General features: G+C 72.1%; 20 protein-coding genes. 5 read left to right on the top strand and 15 right to left on the bottom strand.

The window, feature by feature from the left end; genetic code table 11:
• The 6 genes from NH287_RS04065 to NH287_RS04040 form a co-directional block, all read right to left on the bottom strand.
• The gene (locus tag NH287_RS04065; protein ID WP_253034570.1) at positions 1–696 is read right to left on the bottom strand and encodes an SDR family oxidoreductase; all 696 of its coding nucleotides are present in this window, start codon (positions 694–696) and stop codon (positions 1–3) included.
• A 127-nt stretch (positions 697–823) separates the two neighbouring features.
• The gene (locus tag NH287_RS04060; protein ID WP_253034569.1) at positions 824–1,399 is read right to left on the bottom strand and encodes a TetR/AcrR family transcriptional regulator; all 576 of its coding nucleotides are present in this window, start codon (positions 1,397–1,399) and stop codon (positions 824–826) included.
• Complete coding sequence (locus NH287_RS04055) at positions 1,396–2,187, bottom strand: CoA ester lyase (protein WP_253034568.1); 792 nt, start codon at positions 2,185–2,187, stop codon at positions 1,396–1,398. The genes NH287_RS04060 and NH287_RS04055 overlap by 4 nt, the downstream gene beginning before the upstream one ends.
• Positions 2,184–2,675: a MaoC family dehydratase gene (locus NH287_RS04050; protein WP_253034567.1), complete on the bottom strand. Its 492-nt coding sequence runs from the start codon at positions 2,673–2,675 to the stop codon at positions 2,184–2,186. Before NH287_RS04050 ends, NH287_RS04055 begins: the two co-directional genes overlap by 4 nt.
• A complete protein-coding gene (locus NH287_RS04045) occupies positions 2,672–4,636 on the bottom strand; it encodes an acetyl-CoA carboxylase biotin carboxylase subunit (protein WP_253034566.1) in 1,965 nt (654 codons plus the stop codon). Before NH287_RS04045 ends, NH287_RS04050 begins: the two co-directional genes overlap by 4 nt.
• Positions 4,636–6,195: a carboxyl transferase domain-containing protein gene (locus NH287_RS04040; protein ID WP_253034565.1), complete on the bottom strand. Its 1,560-nt coding sequence runs from the start codon at positions 6,193–6,195 to the stop codon at positions 4,636–4,638. The genes NH287_RS04045 and NH287_RS04040 overlap by 1 nt, the downstream gene beginning before the upstream one ends.
• A gap of 143 nt (positions 6,196–6,338) precedes the next feature.
• Between NH287_RS04040 and NH287_RS04035 the strand changes: the two genes are divergently transcribed.
• A complete protein-coding gene (locus NH287_RS04035) occupies positions 6,339–6,914 on the top strand; it encodes a nitroreductase family protein (RefSeq protein WP_253034564.1) in 576 nt (191 codons plus the stop codon).
• Positions 6,915–6,917: 3 nt separating this feature from the next.
• Here the strand turns inward: NH287_RS04035 and NH287_RS04030 are convergent, their stop codons facing one another.
• The 4 genes from NH287_RS04030 to NH287_RS04015 all read right to left on the bottom strand — a co-directional run bounded on the left by NH287_RS04030 (position 6,918) and on the right by NH287_RS04015 (position 10,270).
• A complete protein-coding gene (locus NH287_RS04030) occupies positions 6,918–8,024 on the bottom strand; it encodes an acyl-CoA desaturase (protein ID WP_253034580.1) in 1,107 nt (368 codons plus the stop codon).
• Between the two features lie 159 nt (positions 8,025–8,183).
• Positions 8,184–9,164, bottom strand: coding sequence for a cation transporter (locus tag NH287_RS04025; protein ID WP_253034563.1), 981 nt, complete (start codon positions 9,162–9,164; stop codon positions 8,184–8,186).
• Positions 9,161–9,640, bottom strand: coding sequence for a transporter substrate-binding domain-containing protein (locus NH287_RS04020; RefSeq protein WP_253034562.1), 480 nt, complete (start codon positions 9,638–9,640; stop codon positions 9,161–9,163). Before NH287_RS04020 ends, NH287_RS04025 begins: the two co-directional genes overlap by 4 nt.
• A 90-nt stretch (positions 9,641–9,730) precedes the next feature.
• Positions 9,731–10,270 carry a YaeQ family protein gene (locus NH287_RS04015; RefSeq protein ID WP_253034561.1) on the bottom strand — a complete coding sequence of 180 codons (540 nt, stop codon included), beginning with the start codon at positions 10,268–10,270 and terminating at the stop codon, positions 9,731–9,733.
• Positions 10,271–10,362: 92 nt separating this feature from the next.
• On the opposite strand from NH287_RS04015, the gene NH287_RS04010 reads away from it, so the two are divergent.
• Positions 10,363–10,734: a hypothetical protein gene (locus NH287_RS04010; protein ID WP_253034560.1), complete on the top strand. Its 372-nt coding sequence runs from the start codon at positions 10,363–10,365 to the stop codon at positions 10,732–10,734.
• Positions 10,734–11,543 (top strand): hypothetical protein, encoded by an 810-nt coding sequence (locus NH287_RS04005; RefSeq protein WP_253034559.1) that lies wholly within the window; start codon positions 10,734–10,736, stop codon positions 11,541–11,543. Before NH287_RS04010 ends, NH287_RS04005 begins: the two co-directional genes overlap by 1 nt.
• 22 nt (positions 11,544–11,565) lie before the next feature.
• On the opposite strand, the gene NH287_RS04000 is transcribed toward NH287_RS04005, so the two are convergent.
• On the bottom strand, positions 11,566–11,868 hold the full coding sequence (locus NH287_RS04000; RefSeq protein WP_064003688.1) for a DUF1540 domain-containing protein: 303 nt from the start codon (positions 11,866–11,868) through the stop codon (positions 11,566–11,568).
• Positions 11,869–12,209: 341 nt separating this feature from the next.
• On the opposite strand from NH287_RS04000, the gene NH287_RS03995 reads away from it, so the two are divergent.
• Entirely contained in the window at positions 12,210–14,669 is a 2,460-nt protein-coding gene (locus NH287_RS03995) for a LuxR family transcriptional regulator (protein WP_253034558.1), read from the top strand.
• Between the two features lie 232 nt (positions 14,670–14,901).
• Here NH287_RS03995 and NH287_RS03990 read toward each other — a convergent pair whose 3' ends face one another.
• Together NH287_RS03990 and NH287_RS03985 are read right to left on the bottom strand one after the other, a co-directional pair.
• Positions 14,902–16,650, bottom strand: coding sequence for a DUF4012 domain-containing protein (locus tag NH287_RS03990; RefSeq protein WP_253034557.1), 1,749 nt, complete (start codon positions 16,648–16,650; stop codon positions 14,902–14,904).
• Entirely contained in the window at positions 16,647–17,300 is a 654-nt protein-coding gene (locus NH287_RS03985) for an LPXTG cell wall anchor domain-containing protein (RefSeq protein WP_253034556.1), read from the bottom strand. The genes NH287_RS03990 and NH287_RS03985 overlap by 4 nt, the downstream gene beginning before the upstream one ends.
• 715 nt (positions 17,301–18,015) lie before the next feature.
• On the opposite strand from NH287_RS03985, the gene NH287_RS03980 reads away from it, so the two are divergent.
• Positions 18,016–18,630, top strand: a complete 615-nt coding sequence (locus NH287_RS03980; RefSeq protein WP_253034555.1) for a WecB/TagA/CpsF family glycosyltransferase — start codon at positions 18,016–18,018, stop codon at positions 18,628–18,630.
• Between the two features lie 230 nt (positions 18,631–18,860).
• On the opposite strand, the gene NH287_RS03975 is transcribed toward NH287_RS03980, so the two are convergent.
• Both NH287_RS03975 and NH287_RS03970 read right to left on the bottom strand, forming a co-directional pair.
• Complete coding sequence (locus tag NH287_RS03975; RefSeq protein WP_253034554.1) at positions 18,861–20,042, bottom strand: DegT/DnrJ/EryC1/StrS aminotransferase family protein; 1,182 nt, start codon at positions 20,040–20,042, stop codon at positions 18,861–18,863.
• A gap of 30 nt (positions 20,043–20,072) precedes the next feature.
• Complete coding sequence (locus tag NH287_RS03970) at positions 20,073–21,140, bottom strand: Gfo/Idh/MocA family protein (RefSeq protein ID WP_253034553.1); 1,068 nt, start codon at positions 21,138–21,140, stop codon at positions 20,073–20,075.
• Positions 21,141–21,457: the final 317 nt, after the last annotated feature.

Raw genomic sequence — 21,457 nt, 5'->3', positions numbered from 1 at the left:
TCAGCGAGGGCCGGGTCTGACCGACAGGTCGGTGATGACGGCGTCGCGCGGCAGGTCGAGGGCGGTGAGCACGGCGGTGACGACGGATGCCGGCTGGATCCAGGCATCCGCGTCGTAGTCCTTCCCCTCCTGCGCGTGGACCTGGGCCTGCATCGGCGTCGCGGTGCGACCGGGATAGACCGTCGTGACGCGGACGCCGTGAGCGGCTTCTTCGCCGCGCAGCGCGTCTGCGAGCGCCTTGAGCCCGTGCTTCGACGCGGCGTACGCGGCCCACTGCGGGTGGGCGGTGAGCCCGGCGCCGGAATTCACGAACAGCACCTGCCCCCGCGCGGCGCGCACGCGCGGCAGCAGCAGGCGCGTGAGTTCGGCGGGCGAGACGAGGTTGACCGCGAGCTGGTCCTGCCACGACGTCACCGTCAGGTCCTCGACGTGTCCGAGGTCGACGATCCCCGCCGCGTGCACGACCGCGTCGATCCCATCGGGAAGATCGGATGCCGCAACGGCCGCGGCGAGCGATGCGGGCTGCGCGAGGTCGGCGACGATCACCGCCGAACCGGGGTGCTCCGCGGCGAGATCCGCCGCCCGGTCGGCGTCGCGCGCCACGAGGACGAGGCGGTCGCCCCGCTCCGTCAGGCGCTCGGCGAGGAGCTGCCCGATGCCCGATCCGGCACCGGTGAGGACGATGGTGTGCGGCATCCCCTCATCCTGTCATCGGATGTTCCCGAGGAGATGCGGCTTCGCGAGGACCGATCGGGCCGAAAACCTCCTCGACAACCGTCATCTCCTCGCGAACCGACACGGCGAACCGACGCGAGGCGCCGCCTCAGTCGCCCAGCAGCGCGCGCCGGGCCATGCCGGCCAGGATGCCGCCCGCCCGGTCTTCGCTCGGCGCGGCCGAGTGCGGGGTCGAGTTCAGCAGGCCGAAGGCGGCGAGCAGCCGCGTCTCGCGCTCGGCGTCGGCGAGGTCGGGGCGGAGCGCGGCGAACGGCCGGTCCCACTCCCGCACGTACTCGCGCTGCAGCCGTCGCACCTGCTGGTTGACGTCCGCCGGCAGGTTGGCGAGCTCCCGATCCTGCACGCGGATGACGTCGGCGTCGCTCGTGGCGAACTCGAGGTGGAACGCGATGAGCGCCTCGAACACCTGCCGCGGGTCCCCGCTCGAGCCCGTCAGCGCGCGCCCACCTTCGAGCAGCCGCTCGCTCGCGTCGAGCAGCAGGTCGCAGAGCAGCGCCTCCTTGCTCGCGAAGTGCCGATACAGCGCCGGACCGCTCATGCCGACGGCGTCGCCGAGGTCGGCGGTCGAGACGGCGGCGAAGCCGCGCTCGGCGAACAGCCGCGCGGCCGACGCCATCAGCTCGGCCCGCCGGTTCGCCTTCTGCGTCGCCCGCCAGGTCGTCATCGCGACAGGGTCCGCCGCGCCTGTCTCAGCACGGGCTCGTCGATCATCCGTCCGCGGAACCGGAACACCCCGGGCTGCCGCGTCGCCTCGGCGAGCACCGCCTCGGCCCACTCGACCTCGTCCGGGCTCGCCGCGTAGGCACGGCGGATGACCTCGACCTGGGAGGGATGGATGCAGGCGGTCGCCGCGAACCCCGAGGCCGCGGCATCCCGCGCCTCGTCCTCGAGCCCGGCGGTGTCGGCGATGTCGAGGTGCACGGCGTCGATCGCGTCGATCCCCGCCGCCGCGGCGGCGATCAGCACCCGCGAGCGCGCGTACCGAGCGACGTCGCGGTAGCGCCCATCGTCGAATCGGCTCGAGCGTCCCCCGATGCCGGCGACCAGGTCCTCGGCGCCCCACATGAGTGCGTCGACGAGCGGATGCCGCGCCAGCGCGCCCGCGTTCTCGACGCCGCGCGGCGTCTCGCACAGCGCGATGACCCGGTACCCCTCGAGCGCGTCGACCTCGGCCGCCTCCTCGGCCTTCGCGAGCATCAGCCGACGGAACGGCGTGCCCTGCAGAGCCGCGAGATCGTGCGCGAGTTCGGGAGTGGATGCCGGGTTCACCCGCACGATCACGCGATCGGCGTCGACGTCCGCCGCCGCGAGCGCCGTCCGCGCGCCCGCTTTGCCCTCCGGCGCGACGGCGTCCTCGAGGTCGAGGATCACGGTGTCGGCGGCGGCGAGCGCCTTCGCGTACCGCTCGGGACGGTCGGCGGGGCAGAACAGGAGCGCGGGACCGAGGCTCATGCCGCGGCCTCCGGCGACATCCGCATGAGCGTCGAGCGTCGCGCGGTCGCGACGACCTGGTCGTGCTGGTTGCGCATCGTGTGCAGGAACTCGACGATCCCCTGCCCGGGGCGCGACGTCGACGCGCGCTTCGACGCGACGACGGTCTCAGCGTAGAGCGTGTCGCCATGCCGCACGGGGGCGGGGAAGGTGACCTCGGAGAAGCCGAGGTTCGCGACGATCGTCCCCTGCGTGAGCTGCGCGACCGACAGGCCGACGAGCGTCGACAGGGTGAACATGCTGTTGACCAGCCGCTCGCCGAACTCGGTCTGCTCGGCCCACGCGGCATTCAGGTGCAACGACTGCGTGTTCATCGTCAGCGTCGTGAACAGCACGTTGTCGGCCTCGGTCACGGTGCGGCCGGGGCTGTGCACGTAGACGGCGCCCTCCTCGAGCTCGTCGAAGTACAGACCGCGCTGCACGATGCGCCGGGGCACGTCCTCACTCATGCGTCCTCCTCCTGCGTCGGGGTCACGACGGCGAGCGTCTGCCCGCGGCCCACGCTGTCGCCCGTCGCGACCCGCAGCGCCACCGTACCGGCGACCTCGGCCCGGACGACATGCTCCATCTTCATCGCCTCGACGACGACCACGGCGTCACCGGCCGACACCACCGCGCCGTCGGCGACCGACGTCATCACGACGACGCCCGGCATGGGCGAGACGAGCTCGGGCACGGCCGACGCATCCGCGTCGCGGCGGTGGTCGAGGCTCACCCGGCGCACCTCGCGCGCGCGTCCGCCGCGCGAGAGCCACAGGGCGTCGCCGTCGACGGTCGCGACGACCGTGACGCTGCGATCGCCGACCCGCACCGCGAACCGGTCGCCGAGGTCCCGGACGGATGCCGCGACCTCCGTCCCGTCGACGATCACCCGGTCGCCGACGAGCTCGACCGCGTGCTCCTCGCCGCCGGCCGTCAGCCGGTACCGCCGCGGCGCGGGCGGACCCAGCCGCCACCCGTCCGCCCGGTGCCACGGATCGTCCCCGCGGGGGACGGCGGCGTCGAGCAGCAGCGCCGCCTCGACGAACACGTCGTCCGGATCGCCCGTCGCGACGAGCCCGTCGAGCTCGCGGGCGATGAGCCCCGTGTCGAGCTCCCCCGCCGCCACCGCCGGCAGCTCGAGCAGCGCGCGCAGGAACGAGAGGTTCGTCTCGAACCCGAGCACCGCGGTGTCGCCGAGGGCGGCGAACAGTCGGCGCCGGGCCTCGTCGCGGGTCCGCCCCGTGGCGATGACCTTCGCGAGCATGGGGTCGTAGTCCACCGACACGTCGAGCCCGTCGGCGAGGGCGCTGTCGACCCGGATGCCGGGGCCCACCGGGTGGACGACCCGCACGACGCGTCCGCCGGTCGGCAGGAAGCCCGCCGCGGGATCCTCCGCGTACACCCGCGCCTCGATGCTGTGCCCGCTGAGCACGACGTCGTCCTGCCCGAACCCGAGCGGCTCCCCCGCGGCGATCCGCAGCTGCGCCGCGACGAGGTCGATGCCGGTGACCTCCTCGGTGACGGGGTGCTCGACCTGCAGGCGGGTGTTCATCTCCATGAAGAAGAACTCGTCGGCGCGGTCCGCCGCCACGATGAACTCGACCGTCCCCGCACCGCGGTAGTCGACGCTCCGCGCGGTCTCGCACGCAGCCTGCCCGATGCGCGCGCGGGTCGCGTCGTCGAGCAGCGGCGACGGCGCCTCTTCGATGACCTTCTGGTGCCGACGCTGCAGCGAGCACTCCCGCTCGCCCAGGTGCACGACGTTGCCGTGCGCATCGGCGAGCACCTGCACCTCGATGTGCCGCGGGGTGTCGACGTAGCGCTCGAGGAACAGGGTGTCGTCGCCGAAGCTCGCGCCCGCTTCACGGCGGGCGGCGGCGAGCGCGGCCGGCAGGGCCGCGGCATCCGTCACGACGTGCATCCCCTTGCCCCCGCCGCCCGCGGACGGCTTGATGAGCAGCGGATAGCCGACCTCGGGCGCCGCGGCGGTGAGCTCGTCGTCGGTCATACCGGCTCGCGCGACGCCGGGCACCGTGGGCACGCCGCGCGCTTCGACGGCGTGCTTCGCGGCGATCTTGTCGCCCATCGTGCGGATCGCGTCGGCGCTCGGCCCGATGAAGACGATCCCGGCCCGCTCGCACGCCGCCGCGAAGGCGGTGTTCTCGGACAGGAACCCGTAACCGGGGTGTATCGCCTCGGCACCCGTCGCTCGGGCCGCGGCGATCACCGCGTCGATGTCGAGGTAGCTCTGCGCGGCGGGCGCGGGCCCGAGCCGCACGGCCTCGTCGGCGAGCGCGACGTGGCGGGCCCCGGCATCCGCGTCGCTGTAGACGGCGACCGAGCGGATGCCGAGCTCCCGCAGTGTGCGGATGACGCGGCAGGCGATCTCGCCGCGGTTCGCGACCAGGACGGTGGAGAACATGCGCATCACATCCGGAAGACGCCGTAGCCCGGCGCGTCGAAGGGGGCCCGCAGGCAGATGTCGAGGGCGAGACCGAGGGCGTCGCGGGTCTCGGCGGGGGCGAGGATGCCGTCGTCCCAGAGCCGTGCCGTCGAGTAGTACGGGCTGCCCTGCAGCTCGTACTGCGCGCGGATCGGCGCCTGGAATGCCGCCTCGTCGTCCGCCGACCATTCCCCACCGCGCGCCTCGATCTGCTCGCGGCGGACGGTGGAGAGGACGGATGCCGCCTGCGGACCGCCCATGACCGACACCCGCGCCCCGGGCCACAGCCACAGGAACCGCGGCGAATACGCCCGCCCGCACATCGAGTAGGTGCCGGCGCCGAACGAGCCGCCGACGACGACCGTGAGCTTGGGCACCGAGGCGCACGCGACGGCGTTCACCATCTTCGCGCCGTGCTTGGCGATGCCGCCCGACTCGTACTCGCGCCCGACCATGAACCCGGTGATGTTCTGCAGGAAGACGAGCGGGATGCCGCGCTGGTCGCACAGCTCGATGAAGTGCGCGCCCTTCAGCGCCGACTCCCCGAACAGCACGCCGTTGTTCGCGAGCACGCCCACCCGGTGACCGTGCAGGCGCGCGAAGCCGGTCACGAGCGTCTCGCCGTACTCCCGTTTGAACTCGTGCCACGAGCCGCCGTCGACGATCCGGTCGACGATCTCGCGGGCGTCGTAGGGCGTCGTGAGTTCGACGGGGACGACATCGACGAGGGTCGCTGGGTCTGCGATCGGCGGGGTCACCGGTTGGGGCTGCTCCCGCAGCGGCGCGGGCGCAGGGAGCGTCGCGACGATGCCGCGGACGATCTGCAGGGCGTGCTCGTCGTTCTCGGCGAGGTGGTCGGTGACGCCCGAGACCTTCGTGTGCAGGTCGCCGCCGCCGAGGTCCTCCGCCGAGACCACCTCGCCGGTCGCCGCCTTCACGAGCGGCGGTCCGCCGAGGAAGATCGTCCCCTGGTTGCGCACGATGACGGTTTCGTCGCTCATCGCGGGCACGTACGCGCCGCCGGCGGTCGACGAGCCGAGCACGGCGGCGATCTGCGGGATGCCGTCGCGCGACATCCGGGCCTGGTTGTAGAAGATGCGCCCGAAGTGGTCGCGGTCGGGGAAGACCTCGTCCTGCATCGGCAGGAACGCGCCGCCCGAGTCGACGAGATAGATGCACGGCAGCCGGTTCTCGGCCGCGATCTCCTGCGCGCGCAGGTGCTTCTTGACGGTGATCGGGTAGTAGGTGCCGCCCTTCACCGTCGCGTCGTTCGCGACGACCATGACGTGGCGACCGCGGACGAGCCCCACCCCCGCGACTACACCACCGGCGGGACACTCGTCGTCGTACAGGTCGAGCCCGGCGAGCGCGCCGACCTCGAGGAAGGGACTGCCGACGTCGAGCAGGGTGTCGATGCGGTCGCGAGCGAGGAGCTTGCCGCGGGCGGTGTGGCGCTCGCGGGCCCGCTCGGGGCCACCGCGCGCCGCCTCGGCGCGACGGCGCTCGAGCTCGGCGATCAGATCGGGATACGTGGGGGCTGTCATCGTCGACGGCACCTCCGAGGAGAATGCTTCAGTTAACGTTCGCTAACCGAAAGAACGATAACACGCGATCGCCGCTCCGGAAGGGTCAGGCCTCGAGGATCGCCCGCAGCGACACCCGCACCGGGAGCGGCGAGGATGGAGGGATGACGACTTTCGACGACCCCGTGCTGCAGGCGATGGCGATGCGGCGGTCGCTCGCGAAGGTCGGGCCGGGCGCGCCCACCGACGACGACCTGCGCGACCTGCTCGCCGCCGTCACCCCCGTCGCCGACCACAAGGCGCTGCGACCCTGGCGTCTCATCACCCTCCGCGGCGACGACCGCGCACGCCTGGGCGACGCGCTCGACGCCGCCGGCGGGGTCGAGCGCGAACCGGGCGACCGCAACGGCAAGCCGTTCCGTGCCGATCTGCTGATCGCCGTCGTCGCGAGCCCGAAGCCGCACCCCGCCGTCCCCGTCTGGGAGCAGCAGGCGACCGCCGCAGGCGCGGCGCACCTGCTCGAGCTCGCGCTCTGGCGCGCGGGGTGGGGCGTCATGTGGCGGACGGGGCTGCTCGTGAACTCCCCCGAGGTCCGCGCGCTGCACGGACTCGCGGACGACGAACTGCTCATGGGGTGGCTCTACGTCGGCAGCATCGGCCCCGACCTGCGCGCCCGGATCGACGAAGCGCCGAGGAAACCGCTCGATCCCGAGCCGTTCCTCGGCGCTCTGCCGCGCTGACCCTCAGCCGCGACGCAGAGTCGCGGTGACCGGGCAGTCGAACGGGTCGCGCGCGGCCAGACCCACCCGGTTGAGGTAATCGATGACGATCGCGTACGACCGGCCGAGGCTCGTCTCGGTGTACGGCACGCCCAGGGTCGCGCAGTGCTCGCGGACGATCTCCCGCGCCTTCGACAGGTGCGGACGCGGCATGTTGGGGAACAGATGGTGCTCCACCTGATAGTTCAGACCGCCCATGAGCCACGTTGCCCACCAGCCCCCGCGGATGTTGCGCGACGTGCGCACCTGCTTGCTGAAGAAGTCGAGCTTGGCGTCGGGGGCGATCACCGGCATCCCCTTGTGGTTCGGGGCGAAGGACGCCCCCATGTAGACGCCGAACACGGCGAGCTGCACGCCGAGGAAGGCGAACGCCATCCCGATCGGCAGCAGCAGGAAGACCGGGACGGCGACGACGGCCAGCCGCACGATGATCATGCCGATCTCGAGCCAGCGCGCCTTGACGTCCTTCTCGGTGAAGAGGTACTTCAGGCCCAGATGATGCAGGTTGAGCCCCTCCAGGGTCAGGAGCGGGAAGAAGAGCCACCCCTGCCGCTTCGTGATGGCGCGGCGGATCCCGCGGGCCGATGCGGCATCGGCATCGAGGAACGAGATCGTGTCGATCTCGATGTCGGGATCCTTGCCGACGCGGTTCGGGTTCGCGTGATGACGCGTGTGCTTGCCGGTCCACCACGCGTAGCTGATCCCGACGACCCCGGCGGCGAGGATGCGTGCGAGGCGGTCGTTGGCGGGGCCGGAGGTCAAGATCTGACGATGCGCCGCCTCGTGGGCGAGGAACGCGACCTGCGTGAAGATGATGCCGAGAGCGCCGGCCATCAACAGCTGGTACCAGGTGTCGCCGAGCAGGATGAAGCCGGTGACCGCGCCGCCGAAGGCGAGGACGAGGGCGATGCCGACGGCCAGGTAGAAGGTCGGCGTGCGCCGCAGCAGTCCCGTCTCACGGACGATGCGCGAGACGTCGGTGAACGCCTTCGCCATCGGAGGGAACTGCGCTGTTCCGGAATAGGTCTGACGGACGGGACCGAGACGTGACTCGGCGACGGATGAAGCGATGGGGGCACCTGCTCGGAATCGGGTGTCCGCTGCGGCGGAGAGGAAGCAACTGACGGATGCCGATCGCTGAGGGCCACGCTACGGTGCCGCCCATCGCCATCACGGCATGCATCGGCGATCCCCACGGGACTGCCAGGGCTCACCCAGGGTGGAGGAAGCTCAGCTCTCGCCCGAGCGGGCTGACGCCGTCTCGGGGAACCGTTGCACCGGCACGATGACGACGTCGTGCATCTTCCAGTCCAGGGCACGGCACTCGGCCTGCGCCTGCTCGATCTCGGCGAGGCGCGGCATCCGTCCCCGTCGCGGCCGGACGAAGGCCTCGACGTGGAAGAACTGACCCTGATCGCGGGTGCGGGTGCGTACCTCGTCGACCCAGCGCAGCGACGACAGGTGGTCATGGATCCGGTCGATGTCGGGATGCGGCTTCGCGTCGTCGAAGGTGGTCGCCCGTGTGTCCATGAGGTCGGTGATCGCGCCCTTCGTGTTCTTCACGCCGTCCCAGAGGATGCTGCCCGAGATGAAGATCGCCGCCGCCGCATCCGCCCACCAGATCCCGAGACCGATGCCACCGACCCCGACGATCGAGCCGACCGCCGTCATCCAGTCCGCCTTGTTCATGTCGGCGTCGGCATAGAGCACCTTGTTGTGCAACTGCCGCGCGAGCCGCATCTTGACCCGCCCGAACCAGATGGGCAGCGGGATCGTCGCCGCCATGACGGCCATCATGAACCAGCCGAGCCACACAGACTGGCCGAACACGTCGACCGAGCCGATGGGCGGGCGCTCGCCGCGGACGAGGGTCAGCGCGGAGTCGACCAGGAGGAACGATCCCATGGCGAACAACGCCACTCCGGCCACGAGGTGGGCGACCCCGACCGAGCGGAAGTAGCCGTAGGGGTAGCGCGGGTTCGCGGCGCGCGCCATGACCCGCACGGCGACGAGGAAGGCGAGGGGCGGCGCGAGCGAGAGCATGTCCTCGACCCACGCAGCGCGCATCGCCTGCGAACTGCCGGTCACGACGCCGACGACGGGGATCGCGACGGCGAGGAAGGCGATCGTCGCCCACTCCATGCGCACGGCGCCGCGCAGTGCGCGTCGACCGTCGTCGTCCAGGCCGTCCCGGAGCGCGTCGCGCCTCATCCGCGGGCCTCCTCGCGCAGGAACACCTCGAGCTCCATCAGGAATCCGTTCTCGCCCGCTCGCGTCAGCATGACGTGCTTCTCGACCTCGCCCGAGGGACTCGTCGTCTCGCGATACACATCCGTGACCGCCGCGTCATCCTTCCACGGCGTCGCGTCGGTGAGTCCGCCCACGACGACATCGAGGCTCCCGGCGTGGAGCGCGTCGACGAGGACCTCCTCGGTGCCCGCGCGCCACTCGACGGCGGCGCCGTGCCGCGCCGCGAACCGCTCGAGGAGCGCGACCTCGCTTCCGGACGCCCGGCCGTCGCCGGTCGAGGTCCACGGCGGGTTCTCGGTCACCCCCGCCCGCAGCACGCCGCTCTCCGTCACGCGATCCAGCGTGCCGTCGGTGTCGGCGGGTCGGACCCCGCAGCCCACGAGCCCCAGGGCGACGATGAAGGATGCGGCGACGGCCGCCTGCGCTCGACGTGACATCCGAACCTCCTCGGCGTCACCCTAGAGAGGCGCGCGAACCGCCCTCACCGGGGTTGACAGCCGCGCGGTCGACGGAACCGCGGCGGAAGGTCAGCCGACCGGCTGCTCGGCGATCGGCGACGACGACGAGCGCCCGTTGACGTCGAGGTAGAGCTGACGCTCGGTCACGGACACCGTGACGGCGTTGCGTCGCTCGAGAGCGGATGCCGCATCCTCGACGAAGTCCTTCTCGAAGCTGTAGAGCGGGATGTCGGCGCCGCGGTGGATGGTCTTGCCCGCCCACGCCTGGGCCAGGCGGTTCGGCTCGCGGTGCGTGTACACGGCCACGCGGCCGGCCGCCTTGCTGCCGGTGTGGAGTCGCGCGGCATCCGGAGCCCCCACCTCGATCCACGCCGTCAGGCGTCCCGTCGCGTCGCGGACGAGGACGGCCGGTTCATCCGTCGCGGCGATGCCCTCGCTGAACGCGATCCCCTCCTCGTATTCGAGGGAGTACGCGAGCACGCGCAGCAGGACGTTCGCCGCCGTCTCGGACGGGTGCCGCGCGAGGCGGAGCGAGAGTTCCTCGTAGACGCCGCGGTCGACGTCGGCGAGTTGCACGGTGAAGGTGTGCATCGTGGATCCGATGGCCATCCGTCGAGCCTAGGCCCGGGATGCCCCGTGACGCGGTCACGGGACATAATGGTCGCATCCCGACCGGCGATCCAGAGCGAGGAGCCACGCGCATGCCGTTCCACAGCCAGGAGATGCTCGAGCAGTGGCTCGAGGAGTTCGCCGCGCTGGGTTACTCGATCAGCGAGCGCGTGAAGGTCATTCCCCAGGACGGCGCCGACGGCCGCGACACGGGCCTCATCGCCCTCAACCTGCTCGACTCGATGACCCTGACCTATCTCCAGCCCGAGCCGCTGGGGTCCATCCACTGGGGCATCACGTTCGAGGCGCGCGAGACCGACCTGAAGATGGATGCCGGGCGCACCCTCGAGCTGTCCGCCGAGCTCGCCATGGTGTCGACCCTCTGCACGTTCCTGCAGACGAAGTCGCTCACAGAGGTCGAGGTCGAAGCCGGCTCGGTCGATCCCGAAGCGCTCGGTCTCTGATGGACGAGAGCCTGCAGTCCGAGCTCCGCGCGCTGCAGGCACGGGCCTACGGCCCGGGCGACGGCCTGGCCGGCGACGACGCCGCGCGCCGGCGGCTGGAAGAGCTCGAAGGCCGTGCGCGGCGGGAGCGGGATCACCCGCCCGTCGTCGACCAAGTGCCCGCATCCGTTCGTGCTTCGACGCCGCACCCCGAGGTTCCCCCGCTGCCGCCGGTCTCCCCCGCGGACGCCGCACGCGCCTTCGCGGCGCCCCCGCGCAAGGCAGAGCGCGCAGCCGACGAACGTGGGCGTCGACGCCTGAGGGGTCTCGCCTGGGTCGGGTCGCTCGCGATGGCGGCGACCCTGGCGGTCGGAGTGACGGCGGCCGTGACGAGCCGTCCGGTGTGGACGGCGGCATCCGTCCCGCCCGGGACCGACATCCGGCACGTCGCGACCCTGACGGAGGATCAGGACCGCGGATGGCCGGACGGATACCTCGGCGGCACCGCCGACGGCGTCGTGTTCGAGCCGATCGGCGAGATCACCCCCGTCGTCGGATCCATGCCGACCGGTACGGGTGTGACCCGGTGCATGCAGTTGCTCCCACCACAGGCGTGGGAGCCCTCGGGCGAAGAGGGCAGCGTGTGGGGCGGATACGGCGGATGCAGCGTCGAGCCGTTCTCCGTCACCGCCACCTTCGTCGTCGGGCCCGAGGCGCCGTCGGCGCTGCGGGAGAGGTTCGCCGAGGGGACGCGCCTGCAGTTCGTGGCCGGCGACGGTGTCATCGAGGTGTTCTCCGCGGACGCGCCGACCGCCGAGGCGACGAACTGACCGCCTCGGCCGTCCGACGTCGTCAGGCCGCCTGGTAGGTGAGGCAGTCGGCGGACTCGGCTCCGGGTCCGACGCGGACAGCAGATGCCGTGCACTCGAGCGACGAGTTGAAGACGCACTCCGAGCGCTGACAGGCGCCGACGTGGCTGACGACCTTGTCGAGTCCACCCTTCGTGCCGAGCGGGATGAAGGTCGCGCACTCGGCATCACCGGGGGCGCCGCCGATCGTCACCGCCGCGGCGTGGCAGTGCGAGTGGTCGTTGTAGGAGCAGCCGAGGGCGTTGCACTCGGACACGCGGGGCAGGTCGTCGAGGGTCATGCTCATGGAAGCCTCCAGGGTCGTGGTGGTTCGAGGGTATTCCGCGACCCCCGGAGGTTGGACAGCCTTAGTCGCGAGAAATCTGCCCGATCAGTCGCCCTTTCGAAGTTAGGTGAGCCTCGCCTCTCGGGGTCGTGACTCAAGGTCCGCCGAGGCGTGCCACAGGCTGTCGACTTCCACATCCGGCACCGCCGAGGAGCGCGGAAATGGTAGATTCCCTGCATTCCGCAGCGCGCGGAAAGCCCGGATCGGACGCGAAACCCGACGCGGGCGACGGGGAACATCGGCGCGAGGTGGTCGGCGCGAGAAAGCGGCGTGCTCGTCCCGACGGAGGGAGAAGGGTACGCATGGCTCTCGCTGCGTTGTCCGCCGACCTTCCGCCCGCCCTCCCGCTGTGGCCTCAGCTCGCGCTCAGCCACGTCGAGAGGGCCCTCTCGGAGCCGGACCGACCGCTGCGCCTCGTCGTCATCGGTCCTGCGGGGTCCGACAAGTCGCCGCTGCTCGCGCAGATCGCCGATCGCCTCCCCACCCTCCCCCACACGCGGATCATCGACGACGGCCATCTCCTCGCCGACGACGAGCTGCACGCGCTGACCGCCTCGCTCGACGACCCGCGTACCGGGCTCATCCTCGCCTGTCGGCCGTCGCCGTGGCCGCCGACCCTGACGGCGCTGATCCGACGGATCGAGCAGTCGCACCCCGCCCTCGCCCTCGGTCAGGTGGACACCGAGGACGTCCTCCGCGCGCTGTCCGCAGCCGGACGCTCGATCGACACCGGCTGCGTCGGCGCGATCGTGCAGATGGCGGCATCCGTCACCTGGCTCGTGAAGGAGGCCCTCTCCGCGCACGGCGACGGCTTCTGCCACGACCACTCCCACGAACGGGTCGCCCGCGCCGTCGGCGAAGTCATCGCCCTGCGGCTGGACACCCTCGACCCCGAGACAGCGCGCATCGTGCGTCTGGCCAGCCTCGCAGGCGACGACCTACCCCCCGCCATCGACGGGGCGGCCACGGAGTCGCTCGCCCGCGGCCACGCCGAGGGACTGTTGCTGCGCGGCGGGCGCCCCGTGCCGATCGTCCGGACGACCGTCGCCCGGATGACCCCCGTCGCCGAGCTCATCGACCTGCTCGACACCGCCCCGCTCTCGCCCCTCGACCCAGAGATCGCCACCTCTCTCGGTGGTCATCTGGACCCGCGATTGGCTCTCGCCCTCCGCAGCCAGGCCGACGAGACGGCCGGCTATGATCCGCTGCGCGCCACGGAGCTCTACGACGCCGCGCTCGCGGCCGGCGACGACGCGCCGCTCATCGCGATCCGCAAGGCTCGGATGGCCTGGCATCGCGGGGATGTCGACGAGGCCGCATCCCTCGTCGACGCCATCGTCCGGGAGGCCACCGGGGACGAGGGCGACGAGGCCCTGCGCATCCTCGGCTCGGCGTGGAGCGCCCGCGGCCTGCTCCGCGCCAGCGCCGCGACCTACCACGCCCAACCGACCACGGACTTCGTCCTGCGTGCGCAGGGTGCGCTCTCGGCCTTCGGCACCGGCGACGCGGGCCCGATGCACGACACGCTCGGCATCGTCGACAGCGGAGTGAGCGGCATCCCGACCACCCTCCACGTCGCCTACGTGAAGCTGCTGCGGGGGCTCGCGGCATCCCTCGCCGCCGCGACGGGCACCGCCTTCAACGAGCTCATCCGGGCCAGCGCGACGTACGGCGATTCGAACGAGCACGGGCCTGTGCCCGAGCTGCCCGCCGTCATCGCGGCGATCGGCGCGATCAACATCGGCGAGCTCGATACGGCCGGCAACCTCCTCGCCGATGCGCTGATGGAGGAGCACGGCGGCCCCTGGGCCCGCTCGCGATTGCTTCTGTGGGCCGCGTGGGTCGCGGTGCACCGGCAGCATCCGGAGGAATCCGCGGCGCGACTCGCCGACGTCGACGCCTCGGCCCTGCCGTTGAGCAGCCGCGAAGTGCTGGTCCGCGACTCGGTCATGCTCGCGCACGTGCGGCGCTACGGGTCGCTCGACGAACTGCGTGCGCTGTGGGAGCGGGTGCGGGACGACGTCCGCCATGTCGAACCAGACCTCTACCTGCTGCACCCGCTGCGCGAGTTCATCGAGACCGCCCCGCTGTTCGACGACTCGGAGCGTGTCCTGCCCGCGATCGAGGCGCTGACGGACATCCTGCGCGGTCTCGGCGACCCGTCGATGTGGTCGACGCCGTTTCACTGGTCGACCTACCATCGGGCGCTGCTCGCACGGGATGCGCATGGACAGGCGCACGCGGCGCGCGCGCTGTCAGCCGCGGCACGCGGCTCCCGTCTCGCCGCCACCCTGTCGGTGGCGGTCGGCGAGTGGTCGCGCAGCCGCGTCGACGACGGCGACATCGATCGCATCGAGCAGATCGCCTCGCGCCTGGCCGAGGTGGGGCTCGCCTGGGAGGGCGCACGGTTGGCGATCTCGCTCTCCGAGCGTTCCCGCGATCGCCGCGCCGGCACGCGCCTCGCCACCTTCGCCCGCGCTCTGCACCCGAACGCCGGACCGGGGGTCTCGGGCAACGACGTGGCCCTCGGCGACAGCGGGCTGTTGAGCGCCCGGGAGCGCGAGGTCGCCGGCCTGGTGCTCAGCGGCATGACGTATGCCGAGATCGGCGAGGCGATCTTCATCTCACCTCGGACGGCCGAGCACCACATCGCGCGCATCCGCCGCCGGCTGGGCGCGACCTCGCGCACCGACCTCATCGCGAAGCTGCAGGCGATCGTCGGCACCGACGACGGCGCGACCGACGCGGGCGGCAGCCGCTGACGAGGACCGCTCGAGAAGGGCGGACCCCCTCCGGCCAGTTCAGTGGGGACTGCGGCGGGAGAGGGTCCGCGAAACCATCCAGGTCGCCGGAGACGCGCAAGTTTGGGGACAGTACGCGTCGAGACCGCTTGGGGAACGGTTCGGCAACCGATGGGGGATGGCTCTCACATGCTAAAGGAAAGCGCACCGCCGGAACAGGCATGACGCCGGATCTTGAGGTGAACGACGAGGATCAGGCGGCCGGACAACCGATCCCACCCGAGCGGACGTCGACGGGAGCGAGGAGCGGCGTGTGCAGAAGCCGTGGCTCCGCACCGTCCGTCTTCACGTCGGGACCGGCCACGAATCGGAAGGTCAGCACGTCGGATCCTCCCGGCGACAGCTCGACGCGATGGGTGACCGAGAGACGACCGTCGTCCTGCGCATCGACGGATGCGACGGGCGCGCCGTCGAGCGTCACGCCGCCGGCGAACCAGCCGCGCGGCGTCACGACCGTCACCGTGGGCGCGATGTTTCCCGCCTTCACGCCGTAGGCCCCGCCGCCGGTGACACTGAGGGGCAGCGACGACGCATCCGCCGCCGCCAGGGTGTTCCCCAGGTCGACCACCACCTCGACCTCCCGCAGGCCGTCGGCGCGACAGACACCCGAGCGGGTCTCCAGCCCGACGGTCAGGTAGGGCGTGAGCTTGCCTCCGGTGGCATCGTTGAAGTACACGGCGAACGCATCCGGACCGGCCGCGTCGAGGCGGGCGAGCGGACCGGCGAACGCCGTGCCGGCGAGAACCGCCTGCTGCTCCGCGTCGCGGTCCCAGATCGAGATGCGCCCCTCCTCGACGACGCCGGCGAGCGCGGTGACCAGCGTCAGCGGGCGTGCGCGCTCGGTCACCGCCGCGAAGACGGCCCCCGCGGCATCCGCGAAGTACCGGCTCTGCGCGTCCTGATCGAGGGTGCGGTACGGCTCGACGAGCAGCCGGTCGATCGCGTTCGACTGATCGAGCGCACCCGATCGCGTCTCGACGGGGCCGACCGCCTTCAGGATCGCTGCGAGGACGACGGGGTCCATCGACACCACGACATCCGGGGCCGACCCGCCCGATCTCTGCCACCACGCGGCGGCGAGGTTCGCCGTGACACGGAAGTCCGCGGTCATCGACGTGTTCTGCACGTACCGACCGATGCCGTCCCCGAGCGCTCGGACCTCGGCGGCAGGCACGGCGGCGAGCGGCTTGTCGGACGGCGAGAAGTCCGACGAGTCGCGCTGGGCTTCGAGCGAGAGCATGCCGTCCCTCGCCCGGAGTTCGAGGAACGTCCCGGTGATGCCGCCGCCGGTACGCAGTTCGGCGGTGTTCTGGAGGACGATGAGGATGCGACGGTCGCCGTCGGCCCCGAGCATCGCCGGGACCAGCTCGGCAGCCTGCGCGGCTCCGTCCATCGCCGTCCGGAGATCGTCGACGGCATCGGTCACGCGCTCGACGCCGTCGGCGAGCCGGGGGATCAGGGCGGTACGGTCGATGCCCGCCAGATCGCGCGCGATGTCGTCCTGCGTGGCGGCCGCCCGACTCAGCGCCGGGGCGTCCTCGCGCAGGGCGTGGACCGCGGCGGGGGCGTCGGCATCCGTCAGCCGCCGCGCCGTCTCGAACATCGTCGGCGCGACCTCCTCGCCCATTCGGACGATCGCGGTCGCCGCGCGACGCGCCGCCGAGAGATTCGCCCCCACCCCCGGGATCGCTTCGGCGGCGGACCAGACCGGATCGTCGGGGATCGCCGGCGCGATCTCGGCGACGAGTCGGGATGCCGCGCGTTCAGCTCCGTCGATGTCGCCCTCGGCGACGGCCGTCGTGGCGACGGCGGCATCCTCCGTCGCAGCGGTCAGGGCCTGCTGCAGGTCCCAGGCGGATCGCCCGACATGGACGACGGCGACCACGGCGCCGAGGAGGAGGAGAGCGCCGGCGACCCAGAGGAGTCGACGGCGCCTCGTCACGACTCGACCCGGCGGCGGCGAGCGATCAGGAAGAGCCCTCCGGCGACGGCGGCGGCGCCACCGACGGCGGCCGCGATGGGCCACTGCCCGCCCGTGAATGCCAGGGTTCCGGGAGTGCCGCTCGAGGCGACCCCCGTCGGCGTGGCGCACGTGTCGGAGTAGCCCGGGTAGGCCAGCGGCACGGCGATGCTCTCGTCGCCGACGCGCAGCTGGGCGGTCACGGCCCCCGTGGTCCACGCGGCTGCGTCGTCGCGCGGGGTCCACTGATCGCCGGAGCGTATCCAGCCGGGAAGGGCCTCGACGGTGCCGTCGCCGTCGACCTCGACGCCCGGCCAGAGCACGGTGCCGTGCCCTTCACCGGCGTCGTCCACCGTGAGCGGCACCGAGAGCTGGTGACCGTCCCCGAAGATGACGAGCTCGGCGGACGGCGCCGACGCGGTACGTGCAGCCGCCGATGCATCCACACGGACGATCGAGTAGTCGATCGCCGGTGCCTGGTGGACGCACAGCGACTGCACGACCGACCCGTTCAGTCCCGACTCGTCGGGAGTGTTCGGGACGTACGACCCGTCGGCCGCGAATGCCGGTGCCGAGCCGGCACCGACGATGACGGCGCCCACGATCGCGGCACGCCAAAGTTCCCCCCACATGTCTGCCTCCCCAAAGGCGACGAGGCGGCGCCTCGGATGGGCGCTCGCTCGTTCTTCAGCCGCCACGTTACCGCCGGTGCCGCCGGCGGACCTCCCGTGTTCTGCCCCGCAACCCCCTAATCCTCCTCCCTACTTGTCCCCCATCTGGGGGACAGGAGATTAGGTTCGTCCCCCTATTGGTGGACACCGTCGTCACCTGTAGCGTCTCCGATATCGCCGCCGCAGAGGCTTTGGGGAGTCGACACGGCACATGGCGGCAGCAGATGGAGTGGGGGCGAGCTTGGGGGCCGTACCCATATCTGCCTGGGCTCTTCGTACGTCTTCGTTCGCGCATCGAACTCGTGCGAAGAGCCCTTACTCCGCACACCGTATGGGGCGGTGGGCGGGGTTTTCTGGGGGAAGAGAAAGAGGGTGCGCCGAGGGGTCGGTGCATCGAGCGGTGTCGCTGGGGGGCGGCGCCGCACACGGGGAATCGCGGATCGGATCCGCACATCGGGGGACGCGAGCCACACTTGCGTCGATGTTTTTCGGGGGATGGAACGTTCATGGGGACAGAACGGAACAGGGGTGCGCGTCTGCGTGACGCGCTCGTCGATCCGACGAGACCATCGGTGCGCGAGGCACTCCGGGGCCCGCGTGATCGCCGCCGGAGCCGTGGCCGCACCACGGTCTCCGGCGGCATCACCCCGACCGCGAGGGCGGTCCGCTGATGCACATGCGCCTTGTTGCGCCCGCGCCGCACTCCGCAGCTGTCGCTGAGCGCCGCACCCCGTCGCCGGCATCGCCCGTCGCCCCGTACCCTGCTGAGGGCCTGCGCGAGCGCTCGACGCCCGGCGGTCTGACGCCCGGCGCCCTCCTGGAGCATGCCGACGCGGCACACTGGCGCGTCGCCGTCGTCGGCGGCTCACCCGCCCAGCGCGAGGAGCTTCACCGGCGCATGGTCGCCGACCGACCCGGCGTGGCCCTCATCGGCCACTTGACGCCGGTGCACACCGCGATCCGATCGCGGGAGACCTCCCTCGACATCGCCGAACAGATCCGGCACGCCGAGGCCGACCGCGTGGTCGTCTGCCTGCAGACGCACCGGCAGACGGACTGGATCGGCACCTACGGCGAACTGACGGGCGCACGCGCCCTGATCGCTGTGGACGCACTCGGCGATCTTCTGACCGATCGAGTCCCGCGCATCCTTGCCGACGGCGCGCGCGGACGACTCGACAAGATGTGGCGGCTCGCGCTCGAGCCGAAGCGATGGGCGAAGCGGTACCTCGTCGAGGGACCCCCGGCCTCCCAGGCCGTCCGCCGATCCTCGGCTCCTCATGACGCGTGAACCGTCACCCGCACGCGGGCACGGCCGGACCTCCCCCCCCCGTCCGTCCGTGCCCGCCTGGTGGATCAGCCGGCGCGGCCCGAGCGCCGGCTCTTCCACGACCGCTCTGCCGCCTGGGCGCGCCACGGACCGTCAGCCCGCGACGCACCGCGGCGCCCGGCGCTGAGCGGGATGCCCCAGCTCAGCGACCGCAGCGCGCAGCGCCTCGCTCAGCGACGGCAGCGCCTCGCTCAGCGACCCGAGCGCGTCACCGTCTGCGCGTTCGCGAGCGCGGGTGCGCCCGGGTCGCGCAGGATCGCCACGATCTGATCCTGTTGCGCGGCCGTGAGCGTGCGCGAGACGGGCAGGGCGAGCGTGCGATCGGCGAACCGCTCCGACCCGGGAAGCCCGTCGGGAGGTGTCAGCGCACGGTACGGCGCGTGGCGGTGGATCGCCGAGCCGCCCCGTCGCACGGCGATGCCGGCGGCGGCGAGCGCGGCGAGCAGTCCGTCGCGGTCGACCGGATACGCGTGCTCGACCTCGACCCAGAACGATCCGACGTTGCCCGTTCCCCACGCGGGGTCCGCCGCGAGACGCAGCCCCCGCACGTCCCGGAGCCCGTCGCGGTACCGGTCGGCGATCTGCCGACGGCGGCGCACGATCTCGGGCAGGCGACCGAGCTGGACGATCCCCACGGCGGCCTGCAGGTCGGTCAGGCGCGAGTCCCCACCCACCTCCCGGTACTCCTCCGCGGGCGGCACCGAGCCGGGACGCGGATCGGCGGACGGGGTGATCATGCCGTGCTCGCGCAGCCGCCGCGCCCGCGCCGCCCAGGCAGCGTGCGTCGTGGTGAGCATGCCGCCGTCACCCGTCGTCAGGATCGCGCGGCCGTCGAACGACCAGGTGGCGATCTCGGCCGCGGCACCGACGGGGCGGCCGCGACAGGTCGAGCCCACACCGCCGGCGGTGTCCTCGATGACGACGATCCCGAGCGGGTCCGTGACGTCGCGGATGCGCTGCAGGTCGACGGGAGAGCCCCCGTGGTCCGCGACGATGACCGCGGTCGTCGTCGGGGTGAGGGCACGCTCGACCGTGGCAGCGGTCGCGGTCCCGGTGACCGGATCGACGTCGGCGAACACCGGTGTCGCCCCCACCGAGCGCACGGCGTTCGCGGTGGCGATGAATGCCAACGACGGGACGACGACGTCCTCGCCGGGCCGCACCCCTGCGACGAGCAGGGCGAGATGCAGGGCGTCGGTGCCGTTGGCGGTCGCAACGGCGTAGTTCGCGTCGACGAGACCGGCGAAGTCCTGCTCGAAGCGCGCCACCCTCGGGCCCTGCCCCACCCAGCCGCTCGCGATGACCTCGGCGACCGCGTTCAGCTCGGCCTGGCCCAGCCAGGGGGCGTCGACGCCGATCTCCCACTCAGCCATGGTGGGCCCGCCCGTGGCGGCGCGACCGGCTCATGCCGCCACCTCGGCAGAGGAGCGGGCGTGCGGGATAGGATGCGGCGCACCGAAGGCCGCCAGGCTGCCCGCGGCGGCGTCGAGGATCGACAGCACCCGGAGCCCGGACGCGCCACTCGTGCGCGAGGCGCGCTTCTCACGGATCGCGGCGGCGAACTCGCTCACGACGAGCGTGAGCGCCTCCCGCTCCTCGAGCGCCGGCGCGCGGGTCGCGCCCGCCCGGTACGGGATGCTGACCTCCCGTCGCTCCTTCGCGGTCGCGCGCGAGATCGATGCGACGTCCGCGCCGCGGTCGTAAATGGTGAGCCGCTGCTGCGTGTTCAGGTCGTCCCACACCAGGGTGTGGCGGGTGCCCCCGACCACCATGCGGCGCGTACGGGTCGGGCTCAGCCAGTTGACGTGCACGTGCGCCATCGCCCCGCCCGCGAGCGGCATCGCGAGGTGGCCGATGCACGACTTGCCGGTGTTCAACGGGTCGGATCCGTGCGCCGACACCGAGGTCGCCCGCAGGCCACCCGGCAGCACGAAGTCCATGATCGACAGGTCGTGCGGAGCGAGGTCGCGGAAGACGTCCACGTCGGGCTGCACGAGACCGAAGTTGATGCGCACGCTGTCGATGAACAGGATGTCGCCGAGCTCGCCGCTCGCGATCAGCTCACGCATCTTCATCACCGCGGGCGTGTAGCAGGACGTGTGGTCGGCCATCAGCACGAGGCCGCGTTCGGATGCCCGCCCGACCATCTCCTCGCCGCGCTGCTGGGTGTCGGCGAGCGGCTTCTCGACCAGCACGTGCTTGCCGGCCTCGAGCGCGGCCATCGCGATCTCGTGATGGGTCGATGCGGGCGTCGCGATCGCGATGGCGTCGATCTGCGGGTCGGCCAGCACGGAATCGAGCTCGGGGACGACCCGGGCACCGCCCACGGCGTCCGCGGCGCGGCGCGCGCGGTCGATGTCGAGGTCGCAGATGGCGGCGAGGCTCCACTCACGGCTGGCACGCAGCGTGCGCGCCAGGGTCGGCCCCCAATATCCCGCGCCGATCACGGCGACATTCAGTCGTCTCTTCACTTCGTCCCCCGGATTCCCCCCACGGATCACGCTCCCCACGAGCGCCCCCCGACGGCTGCTGCCGTCCACCGGTGGGGGCGATCGCCGCCGCACCGGTGTCGTCTCGCGGCGACCCTCCGAGGGCCGTCCGCGATGTCATGTGCCCGCACTGCGGTCGCCGAGCGAGCGCAGAGCTGCGGAAGTGTTTCGGAGCGCTCCGTCGATCGGATGGCGACGCGCGGCGCTCGCAGGACCGGGGCGGCGTACGGCGTCCGGACGGCCGTGGCAAGGCGCGGTCGCGCGGTGGTCGCACGCGCGTCGATGCGCGTCGGACCCGT

It is taken from the genome of Microbacterium sp. CnD16-F, assembly GCF_024124465.1.
GTDB lineage: Bacteria > Actinomycetota > Actinomycetes > Actinomycetales > Microbacteriaceae > Microbacterium > Microbacterium gawkjiense.
Note: the sequence above shows the minus strand (reverse complement) of the source record. Positions and strands in the feature narration are given on the sequence as shown.